The 12,867-nt window shown below is 47.3% G+C and carries 14 protein-coding genes and 1 pseudogene; 2 read left to right on the forward strand and 13 right to left on the reverse strand.

Going from position 1 to position 12,867, the window contains the following annotated elements:
- Positions 1-2: 2 nt before the first annotated feature.
- The 12 genes and pseudogenes from ACWJJS_RS10920 to cgeC all read right to left on the reverse strand — a co-directional run bounded on the left by ACWJJS_RS10920 (position 3) and on the right by cgeC (position 10,028).
- Positions 3-281 (reverse strand): YokU family protein, encoded by a 279-nt coding sequence (locus ACWJJS_RS10920; RefSeq protein ID WP_077722472.1) that lies wholly within the window; start codon positions 279-281, stop codon positions 3-5.
- Entirely contained in the window at positions 278-1,699 is a 1,422-nt protein-coding gene (kamA, locus tag ACWJJS_RS10925) for a lysine 2,3-aminomutase (RefSeq protein ID WP_176283382.1), read from the reverse strand. The genes ACWJJS_RS10920 and kamA overlap by 4 nt, the downstream gene beginning before the upstream one ends.
- A complete protein-coding gene (gene ablB, locus ACWJJS_RS10930; RefSeq protein ID WP_229154189.1) occupies positions 1,696-2,568 on the reverse strand; it encodes a putative beta-lysine N-acetyltransferase in 873 nt (290 codons plus the stop codon). Before ablB ends, kamA begins: the two co-directional genes overlap by 4 nt.
- The gene (locus ACWJJS_RS10935; RefSeq protein ID WP_003153675.1) at positions 2,531-3,832 is read right to left on the reverse strand and encodes a peptidase; all 1,302 of its coding nucleotides are present in this window, start codon (positions 3,830-3,832) and stop codon (positions 2,531-2,533) included. The genes ablB and ACWJJS_RS10935 overlap by 38 nt, the downstream gene beginning before the upstream one ends.
- Positions 3,804-4,499: a 3-oxoacid CoA-transferase subunit B gene (locus ACWJJS_RS10940; protein ID WP_003153674.1), complete on the reverse strand. Its 696-nt coding sequence runs from the start codon at positions 4,497-4,499 to the stop codon at positions 3,804-3,806. The genes ACWJJS_RS10935 and ACWJJS_RS10940 overlap by 29 nt, the downstream gene beginning before the upstream one ends.
- The gene (locus tag ACWJJS_RS10945) at positions 4,484-5,173 is read right to left on the reverse strand and encodes a CoA transferase subunit A (protein ID WP_003153673.1); all 690 of its coding nucleotides are present in this window, start codon (positions 5,171-5,173) and stop codon (positions 4,484-4,486) included. The genes ACWJJS_RS10940 and ACWJJS_RS10945 overlap by 16 nt, the downstream gene beginning before the upstream one ends.
- A 6-nt stretch (positions 5,174-5,179) precedes the next feature.
- Positions 5,180-6,511 carry an aspartate aminotransferase family protein gene (locus ACWJJS_RS10950; protein ID WP_003153672.1) on the reverse strand — a complete coding sequence of 444 codons (1,332 nt, stop codon included), beginning with the start codon at positions 6,509-6,511 and terminating at the stop codon, positions 5,180-5,182.
- Between the two features lie 267 nt (positions 6,512-6,778).
- Positions 6,779-7,212, reverse strand: a pseudogene (locus ACWJJS_RS10955) (AraC family transcriptional regulator).
- Positions 7,213-7,349: 137 nt separating this feature from the next.
- The gene (locus tag ACWJJS_RS10960; protein WP_014418145.1) at positions 7,350-7,496 is read right to left on the reverse strand and encodes a YjcZ family sporulation protein; all 147 of its coding nucleotides are present in this window, start codon (positions 7,494-7,496) and stop codon (positions 7,350-7,352) included.
- Between the two features lie 78 nt (positions 7,497-7,574).
- Complete coding sequence (locus ACWJJS_RS10965; protein ID WP_454023573.1) at positions 7,575-8,354, reverse strand: GNAT family N-acetyltransferase; 780 nt, start codon at positions 8,352-8,354, stop codon at positions 7,575-7,577.
- 38 nt (positions 8,355-8,392) lie between these two features.
- A complete protein-coding gene (locus ACWJJS_RS10970; RefSeq protein WP_003153668.1) occupies positions 8,393-9,664 on the reverse strand; it encodes a glycosyltransferase family 2 protein in 1,272 nt (423 codons plus the stop codon).
- A 64-nt stretch (positions 9,665-9,728) separates the two neighbouring features.
- On the reverse strand, positions 9,729-10,028 hold the full coding sequence (cgeC, locus tag ACWJJS_RS10975) for a spore maturation protein CgeC (protein WP_079891442.1): 300 nt from the start codon (positions 10,026-10,028) through the stop codon (positions 9,729-9,731).
- Positions 10,029-10,238: 210 nt separating this feature from the next.
- On the opposite strand from cgeC, the gene ACWJJS_RS10980 reads away from it, so the two are divergent.
- The gene (locus ACWJJS_RS10980) at positions 10,239-10,670 is read left to right on the forward strand and encodes a hypothetical protein (RefSeq protein WP_003153666.1); all 432 of its coding nucleotides are present in this window, start codon (positions 10,239-10,241) and stop codon (positions 10,668-10,670) included.
- Between the two features lie 6 nt (positions 10,671-10,676).
- Positions 10,677-11,633 carry a CgeB family protein gene (locus ACWJJS_RS10985; protein WP_454023574.1) on the forward strand — a complete coding sequence of 319 codons (957 nt, stop codon included), beginning with the start codon at positions 10,677-10,679 and terminating at the stop codon, positions 11,631-11,633.
- A 49-nt stretch (positions 11,634-11,682) separates the two neighbouring features.
- Here ACWJJS_RS10985 and phyC read toward each other — a convergent pair whose 3' ends face one another.
- Entirely contained in the window at positions 11,683-12,834 is a 1,152-nt protein-coding gene (gene phyC / locus ACWJJS_RS10990) for a 3-phytase (protein WP_070081991.1), read from the reverse strand.
- Positions 12,835-12,867 lie beyond the last annotated feature (33 nt).

Genomic DNA, 12,867 nt, shown 5'->3' on the forward strand with positions numbered 1-12,867 from the left:
GACTAGGAGAAGTCAAAATAATTCCGTTTCAAGATCCGTTCTGTCCTCATCAGCTCTTGATATGTGAGTGTTTCCGGTAATTTTTTTGCATTGACTAAAAAAAGCTGATTTTCGATTTCCGCTATGACCGCTTCCTCCTGATACGTCATGCCGCAGGAGGAACAGGCGAATGCGGGTGTTTCTGTAATTTCTATGGCTCTCGTACCGTCAGGAAGCTCCCAGTACACAGCCGCCTGACAAGCTGACGCCTTCTGATTGCCGCACCACTCGCATGGCTTCACGGCGACTCACCTCCGACTTCCGATCCTGCTTTTTGCTCTTTCTTTTGCTGTGCAATAAATTTCTTTTCTTTCAATTCATCTCTCTTTTCCCTGCGGTCTTTCAGCGTTTCATGATCAGGGTTTGATGTAAACGTTTTCCTTCTGTCGATTCTCGATACATTTTCCGGTGTGAACGAAACCTCTTTGTCCGCGAAAATGGCGCTCAGTCCGACCGGCTCGCGTTTGGCCATTGTTCCCGGAAAAACAGATTCAAAATAGTCGTCGGCTTGATTCGGGATATAGTTTTCCGGCTCGGGATAAGATGTAATCACCCCTTCGAAGTTTCTGATCACTACTTTCTCCGGACTTTGGGAGAGCAAGTAGTTCGGCTGCAGGGCGATTTTACCGCCTCCGCCCGGGGCGTCGACGACAAAGGTCGGCACGGCAAAGCCTGTTGTGTGGCCTCTCAGCCCTTCAATGATTTCCAATCCTTTTGAAACAGGCGCTCTGAAATGGCCGATTCCCTCTGACAAATCACATTGATAAATATAGTACGGACGCACGCGGATTTTCACTAAATCATGCATGAGTTTTTTCATAATCGGCACCGAATCGTTAATGCCTGCTAAAATAACGGCCTGGTTACCGACCGGAACACCTGCGTTAACGAGCTTTTCACACGCCGCAACCGATTCTTCCGTCAGTTCGATGCTCGTATTAAAATGAGTGTTCAGCCAGACCGGATGATATTTTTTCAAAATCTGACAAAGGTTATCCGTTATCCGCTGCGGAAATACGACGGGCGCTCTCGTTCCGATCCTGATAATTTCAAGGTGGGGAATGTCACGCAGTTTTTTCAAAATATATTCCAGAATCTGATCGTTGATTAAAAGCCCGTCTCCGCCGGAAATCAGGCAGTCACGGATTTCCGGCGTTTCCTGAATGTAAGCGATTGCCGCATCGAGCTGTTTTTTCGGCACCCCCATTCCGATCTGTCCGGAAAAACGCCTTCTGGTGCAGTATCGGCAATACATCGAGCATTGATTTGTCACCAGAAAAAGAACGCGGTCGGGATAGCGGTGCGTAAGACCGGGAACCGGTGAATCTTCATCTTCAAACAGCGGATCTTCAAGGTCATATTTCGTTTTGTGCATTTCTTCTGACAGCGGCACGGACTGCATGCGGATCGGACATCTCGGGTTATCGGGATCCATTAAAGAAGCATAATAAGGCGTAATGTTCAGGGGAATGGTTTTTACAGACATCCTGACGCCTTCTTCTTCCTCTTCGGTCAAATGAATGACTTTTTTCAGGTCATCGACGGTTCTTACAGTATGGGTGAGCTGCCACAGCCAATCATTCCACTTGTCTTCCGGCACATCTTTCCACAATTCAATCTCCTTCCAATGACGCTTCGGCTGAAACCATTTGTTTGTCAAACGAATTCCTCCTTATGAATGGCCAAACGTAAAGTCTTGCACCATATATTCATATTTTCGAGCCCTTCTGAAATGCGGCAGTTGTTCACAAGCCTGCCTCTGTAGCCGTATCCCGCATGATACAAAACGGCGTTCATCCCGTAAGACGCTGCACGGGCCAAGGAAAAAAGATGAATGATTCCCCGGCCAGCGAGTTCCTGCTCCAACGCTTTAAACAAGTGTGCCGTTACGGAGTTCCCCCTGTAATCTGACAGAACCGCGCAATCGGTCATTTCAGCGTGCCCCAATACCGGATTGATATCTGCGCTTGCCGCCCCAATGAGACGATCCTGATCGAATGCGGCATAATAGATGGTGTTTTCTTTCATTGTTTTTTTAATATAAAGGGGATTAAAGACAGGAGTCGGATAGGTAAGAAAAACATGTTTATATAAGTGCGTTAAACGGTCCGCATCATCTTCGTCCGCTTTTCTGAACATCAGCGTGCTTTCTGTTTGAGTCAGTCCCCGCCGCGGTGTCTCATATAAACAGTCAACAGTCGAATCTTCTGATACATATGAATCTGACCGTCTCCGTTCCTCTGATAAATAGCGCACCATCACAACAGCCTCATGCCCGTTGTAATACCCGTCTATGACACCCTCAACAATAAAAAGATGCTTGACAAATTCCGGCTCATCGCCGCGCTTGGCAAAGAAAATCACCTTTTGGGCTCCTTCTTGCTTTGCTTCTGCCAAAACGGCCGGTATAAGCGCCGTGATCTGTCCGTCATAGCGAATGACTCTGAGCCGCTCATTGAAACGGTCTGCATCAATCTCGGCCGCTCCGCTTTCAGCCCTCAGTTCCTTTATCAGCTCCGTCACCCCCATCTGCCACCCCGCACCATTCCATGATAAAAAGAGAAATGATTTTGACGGCATCGATTAACGCCCGGACTTCAATGTATTCATTCGCCTGATGCGCCGCCTTGACTTCCCCCGGACCGAAGACGATGACCGGCGTCTGTCCCGCGTGCTGCAAAAGCCCTCCGTCCGTTCCCCACGGGGACGCTTCACGAACCGGTTTTGCCCCTTTCATTTTCTCAAAAGAAGATTCCAGAGCGGAAATCAGCGGATGCTCATCCGGGAGATCATTCGGAAGCCACTGAGCCCCAAACCATTCTATTTCCGCGGGGTGGTGTTTAAACCATTCATCCCGGTACTCCAAATCTTTCAGCCAGCTTGCCAGCTCTTCTTTTACTGCTTCGGGCGTTTCATCCGGCGCTATTCCGCACCTGCCTTCTATCACCACACGGTCAGCTACCGATGATGGCCACGTTCCCCCTTGGACGGTGCCGATATTAATGGGAACCGGAATCGGAACGTCCCGATAAAGCGGGTCTGTGATACGGGCGTTGCGGACGTGTTCAAGCTCTTTAAGGGCTGTGATGACATGCAGGCTTTTTTCAATGGCGCTCACCCCTTCATAGCGGGTGCCGCCGTGTGCGGACAATCCCCTTACCGTAATGCGGAACCACATAGAACCTTGCTGCTTAACAAACAGCTTTAAATTAGTCGGTTCGGGAATAAGCGCCCCGTCAGCCTTGTAGCCCCTCATAACAGCCGCCAGTGTTCCCGCGCCGCCGCACTCTTCATCTACGACACTTTGAAACAGAACATCTCCTTTTAACGTAATCCCGCAGGCTTCAAGCGCTTCTAACGCAAACAAGAGGGCTGTATTGCCGCCTTTCATATCCGTTGAACCGCGTCCGTAAACTTTGCCGTCCTTTTCAACAGCGGTAAACGGTTCATACGTCCATGCGGCGGGATTTCCTTCCGGGACAACATCAATATGTCCGTTCAGTATCAGTGATCTTCCGCCCCCGGCCCCTTTCTTTACGGCTGTGATATTCGGGCTTTCATGGAAGTCTTCGCGTTCCGATACAAAATAAGGATGCTCTTTCAACTGTTTGACACTCGGCTCCCAGACATCAATATCCATGTCAAACTGTCTCAGTTTTTCTAAAACGACTGCCTGTGCGTTAAATTCATGGCCGAACGTGCTTTTTTCCCCGATCAGCCGTTTCAGCAGGCTTACCGCTTTTGCTGTGTTTTCTTCCGCCCACTCAGTGACTTTCTTTTCTAATTGATCCATGGACAGACCCCCTTTTAAGAAAACATTCTCCCAATCTGATTTCGGCGTCCGTTGTTTGAATGACATCGTCTATGGTCGTGCCATTCAGCAGTTCCTCAAGAACAAAAGCTCCCTCATCTATGCTGATGACGGCTTTCTCTGTAATGATGAGATCTGCACAGCCCGCTGCTGTAAGCGGCAATGAACAGCTTTCGACCAGCTTCGGCCGGCCTTTCTGATCGGTGTGGCTCATGACGACAACCACTTTTTTCGCGCCTTGGGCAAGCTCCATCGCCCCGCCCATTCCGGGCACTTTTTTCCCCGGCACGAGCCAATTGGCGAGATCACCTGTCCTGCTGACTTGGAGCGCGCCTAAAATGGTAATATCTATCAGCCCTTTTCTGATCATGGCAAAAGACAGAGCTGAATCAAAATAGGAAGCACCCTTAACTGTACTGACAGGAAATCCGGCCGCATTGCATAAAAGCTCATCCTCCTCTCCGCGCTCCGGACTACCGCCGATCCCGAGGACGCCGTTTTCCGCCTGCAGCATTACCTCCATGCCGGCCGGCAGAAAGTCCGGCACTAAAGAAGGAATGCCGATCCCCAGGTTGACAATCATACCTGAGGTAATTTCACTGGCGGCCCGCCTCGCGATACTCTCTCTTTCCGCTATTCCCAAGCCCATCTCCACTTCACTCCTTCACTTTGCACGACACCCTCTACGAAAACGCCCGGCGTTACAATATGCTCGCTGTCAAGTTCGCCGGCAGGCACAATCTCTGCCGCCTCAGCAAATGTTCTTTCGGCCGCAGCAGCCATCAGTGGGTTCATGTTGCGCGCCGTTTTGTCAAACGTCAGATTTCCGAATTCATCTGCAATATGCGCGGACACAAAAGCGAAATCAGCCGTCAGCGCTTTTTCAACTAAATAGGACTTTCCGTCAATCGTTACGGTTTCTTTGTTTTCACAAACGGTTGCGTTATCAATGCCGATATCAGTTAAAATACCGCCTAGCCCCGCTCCGCCTGCGCGAATCCGTTCAGCAAGCGTCCCTTGCGGCGAAAATTCCACCTCAAGCGCTCCGTCAGTCATTTGTCTGCCTGCGACAGGATTTGAACCGATATGGGAAGCGATCAGCCTTTTTACCCGCTTATGAACGATAAGCGGGCCGATACCGATTTCCGGAAATCCGGCATCATTGCAGATGACGGTCAATTCTTTAACGCCGCTTTCCAAAATCGCTTCGATTAATGACGGAGGTGAACCCACTCCTCCAAAACCGCCGAACATGATGACAGATTCGTCCTTGACATCGGCAATTGCTTCATGAATATCGATTTTTTTATGAAAAATAGACATATCAGCTCAATCCTTCTTCATCATTTTTTCAGCTTCTTCTGCGGACTGGGAAAATAGATCTGACAGCTCATCCAGCTCCGCATATGAAATCGTGAATGGCGGGGCGATGATGACGGCGTCTCCTTCTCCGCTGTCAATACCGGGCTTTGCAGGGTAAATAAGCAGGCCCCGTTTTTTTGCCGCTTTAATGATTTTTTCGGTGAAGGCCTGTTTTTTCGAAAAAACGTCCTTCGTCGTTTTATCCTTAACGAATTCAACCCCGATCAGGAGGCCTTTACCGCGGACATCCCCGATCACCCCGCTGCGGTCTTTGATTTCTTCTAATTTCCGCTTCAGCATTACGCCTTTTTCCTCTGACTGCCGAAGCAGCTCGTGTTTCTTGACATAGCGAAGCACTTCAAGCGCCGCTCTTGCACAGTATGGGTTGGCACTGTACGTATGTCCGCTCATAATGACCCCGGAGCCCCGCTTGATCGTTTCAATGATGTCATCAGACGCAACAGCTGCCGCAATCGGAGCGTAACCGGCGCCTAACCCTTTTCCGAGCACCGCGATATCAGGGGCGATCCCCCAATGCTCAGAAGCAAGCATCCGCCCTGTTCTCCCGAGCCCCGTCATGACTTCATCCGCAATAAACAAAATACCGTGCCTGCGGCAGACAACCTCAAGCGCTTCATAATAACCTGCCGGCGGAGTGATGGCCGCCCCGGCTGCTCCGACAATCGGCTCTGCGACAAAACCCGCGATAAATGAGGAACCGATCCGCTGAACAGCCGTTTCCAGTTCAGCCGCCGCAGCTTTCACAAATTCCTCTCCCTTCAGCTCTGAACGATACATATTAGGCGCTGAAACGGCCGGAAACCGTTCAAGCAGCTGGGTGAAGCGGTATCTCCGTTCGTAGAACCCCGATAATGAAAGCGCTCCCAAAGTAATGCCGTGGTAACTGCCCCATCTTGATAGAAAGACGGATTTTTGGTATTGCCCTTTTTCCTGCCAATATTGAACGGCTATTTTCATCGCTGTTTCGACTGCCTCTGAGCCGCTGTTTACAAAAAATGACCAATTCAGCCCGCCCGGCAGATGATCGGCCAGAAATAAAGCCAGTTCTTCTGCCGGAGTACTGGTGAATTGCGAGCGATACACAAACGAAACGGAGTCAAGCTGCTCTTTTAAAGCTTGTATAATATCCTCGGTGCCGTGACCGATATTGCAAGTGACCGCCCCCGATGCTCCGTCAAGATACTTGTTCCCCTCCTGATCATACACATATGATCCCTTTCCATGACTGACTGACGGATAATTTGCGTCAAGCTCCGGTTTGATTAAATAGCTCCCCATATCTTTCCACCTCGAAAACCCATTTGCTTCATTGTATGAACAGATGAATAACCGCATTCTTTCCTTCAAAAAGTTTTTTGCAGAAAATACCTTTCTGTAAAACAGGCTGCCGGAGATGTCCCGACAGCCTGAAGAGCGTTCTGGAAATTCTATTACTACTGTTGATTTTATTCTTTCTTCGGTTCTGCTATTTATCTGCTCAGCTCATCATCACATCATTTTTGATCTGAATCTGTATAAGCAGAAGGCGGAAAATTCCCGTCTTCTTTACTGTATGGGAATCAATATTTCACACAAATGATGATTCACCTTTTGTAAAGTATACCTTTCGATAATGGGCTGTTCTCTGATTGATAAATTATTTTTTTCGATCTCAGAAAAAACAGTGTTCCAAAATCCGCTGACTGCCTCTTTTGTATGATCAAGCAAGAAAACAGCGTACTTCCCTCCGGAAAATGTACCGATCCGGGCTGGTTCAGGCACATGGTCTTGATTGGTAACAAGACAAACATCATAGCGGCATTTCTCTTTAGGAGTACGATTCGGATGATCTTGCGGAATTCCTAAAATGACAGGATGATCAAGCAGGCCATTCAATTGCGCCCAGTTTTTAAATGGCTCCATCAGTTTCCGCCATACTCTCCGACGTTTCGGAAATAAGCAATTCTGGATTCGGGTAATTCTTCAATCGTTATGTTCACATTTTCTCCCCCTTCTCCAGAAAGGTAATATGTATTAAAATGTTTTTCAAGCTGATTTTTCAGCATGGAAATAACAAAAAGCCTGCAGAAAGTGATGTTCTCTGCAGGCTGATTTTCATAATAGGATTTTTTTCAGTCTAACAAATAAAAGCCGCACCGACGATGATTAATAAAATAAACAATACCACGATCAGCACAAAAGTGCTGGTTCCGCCTCCGCAGCCGCCGTGCCCGTAACCATAGCCAAAACTGCCGCAACCGTAGCCATATCCGTATCCGTACATACGCAAATCATCCTTTCTTCTTACGATATACGGCATTGTATGCGGGCCAACTCCCAATTGGTTTATGCGAATGCCCAACTATGTAAGAAAATAATGAAAAATTGTATGCACGCGCCGAAATCTTTTGAAACCGAGTTTTTCATAAAAGCGGTTTACACCGTCCATCCCGGACGTCACAAGGTATACGGTTTCCATGCCGTTCAGCTTTGCCGCCGCCATCAGCTCATTCATCAATATCGATCCGTAGCCTTTTCGTTGGAATTGATCCAGAATTGCGACTTCTTCTATTTTTGCGGTTTTATCTGCTTTGTTGATGAAAAGCTCTCCGCAGCCGATCGGAATCGTTTGCGAGGCGTCGCTGTAGCACACGACAAGCATAACCGTTCCGTCCTTATACAAAGGATATTTCCGCTCAAGCTTTTGTTCGGCCGCCGCCTCGCCAATGTAAAGGGCATCATAGATGTTCATAATAGACGACCCGTCGGCGAGGCTTTTGTCCGTCCCCCAAGCAGTGAGCGGGTGTCCTGCCTGCAGGTCCCCATTTGCCAGTTTCCTTGCAAAAAACAGCTCATCTTCCACTACGCAGCCCTGCTTTACCAGAGTTTGTTTCAGAAGAAGCGGAAATGCGTGCTCCGGAGACGCTTTCACATGAATATAATTGGCTTGAAGCATGCCCGGAACGGACGAAAAAAACGGCAACAGTTTGTCTAACGGAAATGTACGGTGCAGCTGAACAAAGTTATGCGAAAAAATCTGCGGCAAAAAAGGGTCCGTATATACACTGAAATGCTCGAACCTCTGAATGCCGGAAGTAAGCTCTATATACTGCTTCTCGGTTTTATCAAATTGATCGGTCATAAAAGCTCTCCTTTTCCTTACACATCCGACTGCATCTCTCAACCTTTTGTTATATTGAGATTTCTTATAATTTCATCGTACACCGGATAGAACGGCATTCCAATTGGTAATTGTTTAATTTGCTGAAAGGAAATGGGTATCGCCTTCTGATTCGCAAAAAAGCGTTTCGCTACGTCATGACTGATCGGATGGAGAACCCCTCTCAAATAAACATAAAATTTCCGTTCAATGCGAAACAGCATTCTCCCGGGCAGATGTTGAATACAGCCCGCTGTCCCCCGGCTGATCGGCGGACCGTCCGGAAGCGATTGTATTTCGGCCCGTTCTAAAGCCGGAATGTCATGCCGTTTAAATCGGTAAAAGCGAAATGCGCTATGATCAACCAGCCTTTTCTCCCCGTCTTCTATAAAATAAACATGAAACTGATCCCTGACGAGCTGAAAATTCGGAATACTGGCGGAGTCCTCTTCCTCATATTGAAATAAAAACGGATCCGGAATGACGACGGTTCGGCCTTCATATAACGTATGCCAGCGCTCGTTTACAGGCTTCCTTTTATTTCGGTCAAGCTGATATACTTTCTGGTCCGTCCCCTTTACAAAGGATCCGTCGATCAGGACAGACGGAAGCGATTGATACGTGTTCTGAAATGAGTGGGGTGTTTTATAGGTCGTATCCAACACTTCTTTTATCGGCAGAAATGATGTAAATGTGTTGAGCCTGCTCCAAAAAACAGAGTCTCCGTGATTCCAATGAATAACATCTTCGTCCCAAAAGCTGCCGAACTTCTCTTTCACACGCTCAAGCAATGATCTCCGGTGCATCACTGAACAGTGATCAACGAGAAAAGCGGCCTGATCAAGCACCTCTTCAGCAAAACGATAGAAGTGGAATTGTTCTGTTCCGCGCCCGTTTACATGTATCACCTTCTGGCTGGAATAGACGGCATCAAACTCGCTGCATTGATTAAGTGCTTGCGCCATGCGGCTGAGCCTATCCGGATGAAATACAGTGTCGTCTGTCAAATAAGTGATGTATTCGCCTTCGGCCCGTGAAAGCGCATCATTAATCAAAACGGCATACCGGGTCGACTTCAGCCGTTCGGCCGGATTGATAAAACTGTTGTCATAATATATGCGATGATCTTTTATATACGTACTGATGGCAGCCGAGGTTTCTTCATTTGAATGATCATCCATCACAAACAGCTCCCAATTGCTGTAGGTCTGATGCAAAACACTTTCAATCGCCTGTTTCACAAGATCCGGTTTGTTGTAACTCGTTAAGATAATTGAGATCTTCTTTTCCATCCCATCACCCCTTCTGTAAAACGTAAAAAACGGCTCCGAAAGAGACAGAGCCTGATATCCGTTATTAAAAAGCACCCCAGCTGACGATGCTTGAAATCGCGACGTTTGATCTCGTATTATTGAGCGGATTTTGAAAAACGGCCAAATCTGACAGCACTTCTTTGACAATTACGTTCTGCAGTGTGCTGCCGTTAATCAGATTGACGCGCGGTACAGGAACCCCAAGCTCTTTTGCCATTATAAGCTGACGCCGCAAATCTGAATGATCTCCGGACGGCTGATGAGATAACAAAAGAAGAAGAAGCAGTACGAGCTGAAATTCCTCCTCAAAACCCCCGTGTTTTACAGTTTCTCCTGAATCCAAAATATTCCTCTCCTTCATTTTTTAATCTATACAACGTATGTCATTCTCTTACAATCCGCATAGGCAAACAAAGCCTGATTCGAAAATTCAGCTGTTTGATTAAATATTGAAAAAAACACAAGCAAAACGGCATTCGACTTATACCAATCTCTTCAATCAGGAATATGAATAAACGTGAGGTTGAAATTGTTAAAGGAGGTGTATGTCCGCATGAGCGAGGATCGTTTGGAGCTTAAAAAGAACTTATTGAAAACTCTTTTAGCCCCTGTATTTGACAACAGCGCTTTATCTGGCGGCACAGATGGAGGAGATAACGTGAAAAACAGCGTAAAAGAATTATTGGAATCGGCAATTGATGCAAAAGTAGATGAAGCAGCGGCGAAAGACAGTCTCAGCGCACAATCAGTATTGGGAAGCGGTATTTCATTAGCGGCGAGATGGATTTTTGCAAGAATTCAGCCCGGCACTGTCATCAGCATTGTAATGGATTCAGGAGACATGATCGGCCCGGTTCAATTTGTTTCCTTTGACGAAATTCACGGAATCGTTTTTGTTACGCAGGAAAATTCCGTTACACCGGCAGGCTCTGCTACAACATTGCTTGACGTCGACAAAGTTGAAAGTGTCACGTTCACTTCGTAACAGCATATGAACGTTTTATATATCCGTTCAGGATATAAAGGCATATACACGTATCTTGACCGCTGGATCGAGGAAGGCTTTTTACAGTCTTCCGTCCGCTTTTTTTCTGTTTCTGAGTTTGAGGAAGATACCATCCGCAGTATACGGGCATTCAAACCAGACATCAGTCTGATGATGACGGGAGACCGTATTCCGTCTGAATGGCTTCAATGGCTGAAGACAGAACAGATTCCCGTTTATCTATGGATGACGGAGGATCCTTTTTATTTCGATGTGAGCATGACAATCGCCCCGCTTGCCGATGCCGTTTTAACGATAGAACAAAACGCGCTTGATGCTTACCGGCAAATGGGCTTACAGCACGTATATTATGTCCCGATCCCCGTTAATCAGCGGCTTTTTAAGAAACAACCTGCTGAAGCCTCTCTTCACACAAATCTGCTTCTGATCGGATACCCGTATCCGAACCGCGTTGAACTGGTGAAAGCAGCGGCGAAGCTTCCGTATACGCTTCGTATTATCGGGAAGGGATGGCGCAGACATCTGCCTAAAAAAATCGCCAGGCAGCAAAATGTGCTCGTAATGGATGAATGGATTGAACCCGAACATGCCGCATTATATTACAACAGCGCAGACGTGGTCTTAAACCCTCACCGTTCTTATCGGTTTGCGCTCAATCAGAACGGACGCGGCATCGAAAATACCAGTTTAAATACGAGAAGCTTAGACATTGCGGCTTGTCAGGCCTTTCAGCTGACAGACCTTTCTCCCGCGCCCCCGTTTTCATCATTTGTTTCTTACAGCGGGTTTGCGGATTTTGCGGATAAGATCCATTTTTATATGACAAACCCGGGTGAACGTAAACAAATCGCGGCGCTTAATTATCAAGAGACAGTACCGGCGTACACGTATGACCGGCTGCCGGCTGTGCTTACGGCTATCCGTTCCAAGACTTTCTCATGAAACGCTCTTCACATCAAAAAGCAGCTTGGATAAGCTGCTTTTTTCATGTTTATTTTCCGCTTCTGTCAGTCAGTTTTCTCGGGTCAACCTGTTTATTGACCTGCGGATGAAAGCCGATTTTATCAGCGATTCTTTCCCATGGCACCATTTTAAAATTTTGATTGGCCTTTTGGCCGTGATCTATATTCTCTCCGTCCTGTGCGACAAAAAGACCGAACGGATATTCAGGCCCCAGCCCGAAACCCAGAACGTCAATTCCGTCTGTATCGCTTGTGCCGTCTGTTTCAGGCCCGTCTGTTATCTGAAAGTCCGCAACATATTTGTTCTGTCCCTGTCTTTCATAAATCGCGTAGCTGCTGTTACCCTGGCTTGATGCAAGCAGATAACCTTTCCCGTCAGCAGCGTAGTAAATCGTCAGTCCTTCAATATCAGGGGTTAAATGCCTGCCGTCGGCACGATCGATAACCGTTCCGTTACTGCCGCCGTCCGGCTCAGCACTGAACTTCCAGATGGCCTCATCTTCTTCTGCGATATAAAGACTGCCGTATTCATCGTCTGCTGCCATTCCTTCTGTCTGAGAATTCATTTTAAACGCCCTTACCTTTTTGCCGGATATGTATCCATTTTTATCCGCATTTAATTCGTATTGTTCAAATTCGCCTTCTTTCCCTGTCACCATCGCGTAATATTTTCCTGTTTTTTGACTGTGGTACAAGCTGAAACCGTATACTTCATCAATTGCTGATGCAATCGGGCGGTCTGGATCCGTAATGCTTTGTAATGTGCCGTTTTTCCCGTCAATGGCGTAAATCTCAATGGTATTCTTTCCTTCAGACCGATTGGATGCCGCCGCAATATCGACTTTTTTTCCGTTCAACGGAAAATCATAGCGGATATCAACATTGTTCAGCTTCCCGGTATGATAGGAATGAAGCATCTTTCCCTCTAGGCTGTACACGACTAAGCCTGATTTTTTATTGGTTGTGATCAATTTGCTGTTCTGAGGATTCTTGGGGTCGAGCCAAATCGCAGGATCATCAGCTGCATCACCGGCTGTATCAACCGGCTCCGTTTCCGCCGCCGCATTCACGGTAAAATGATAAGGATCAGACAGCTTATGTTTGGCCTGGGAAGAAACCGCACTGCATGTGAGCATCAATCCGGCTGCCGCGGTTAACAAAAGTGTTTTTGAATGATTCATTTTCCATCCTCCTTTTATGAACGTGCACTTTAA

This window comes from Bacillus sp. JK106 (assembly GCF_053663355.1).

Excerpts from the sequence above, each read along its gene's own strand:
- ablB (WP_229154189.1), bottom strand. The coding sequence starts at position 2,568 with ATGGGGGTGACGGAGCTGATAAAGGAACTGAGGGCTGAAAGCGGAGCG.
- ACWJJS_RS10935 (WP_003153675.1), bottom strand. The coding sequence starts at position 3,832 with ATGGATCAATTAGAAAAGAAAGTCACTGAGTGGGCGGAAGAAAACACA.
- ACWJJS_RS10940 (WP_003153674.1), bottom strand. The coding sequence starts at position 4,499 with ATGGGCTTGGGAATAGCGGAAAGAGAGAGTATCGCGAGGCGGGCCGCC.
- ACWJJS_RS10945 (WP_003153673.1), bottom strand. The coding sequence starts at position 5,173 with ATGTCTATTTTTCATAAAAAAATCGATATTCATGAAGCAATTGCCGAT.
- ACWJJS_RS10950 (WP_003153672.1), bottom strand. The coding sequence starts at position 6,511 with ATGGGGAGCTATTTAATCAAACCGGAGCTTGACGCAAATTATCCGTCA.
- ACWJJS_RS10960 (WP_014418145.1), bottom strand. The coding sequence starts at position 7,496 with ATGTACGGATACGGATATGGCTACGGTTGCGGCAGTTTTGGCTATGGT.
- ACWJJS_RS10965 (WP_454023573.1), bottom strand. The coding sequence starts at position 8,354 with ATGACCGATCAATTTGATAAAACCGAGAAGCAGTATATAGAGCTTACT.
- ACWJJS_RS10970 (WP_003153668.1), bottom strand. The coding sequence starts at position 9,664 with ATGGAAAAGAAGATCTCAATTATCTTAACGAGTTACAACAAACCGGAT.
- ACWJJS_RS10980 (WP_003153666.1), top strand. The coding sequence starts at position 10,239 with ATGAGCGAGGATCGTTTGGAGCTTAAAAAGAACTTATTGAAAACTCTT.
- ACWJJS_RS10985 (WP_454023574.1), top strand. The coding sequence starts at position 10,677 with ATGAACGTTTTATATATCCGTTCAGGATATAAAGGCATATACACGTAT.
- phyC (WP_070081991.1), bottom strand. The coding sequence starts at position 12,834 with ATGAATCATTCAAAAACACTTTTGTTAACCGCGGCAGCCGGATTGATG.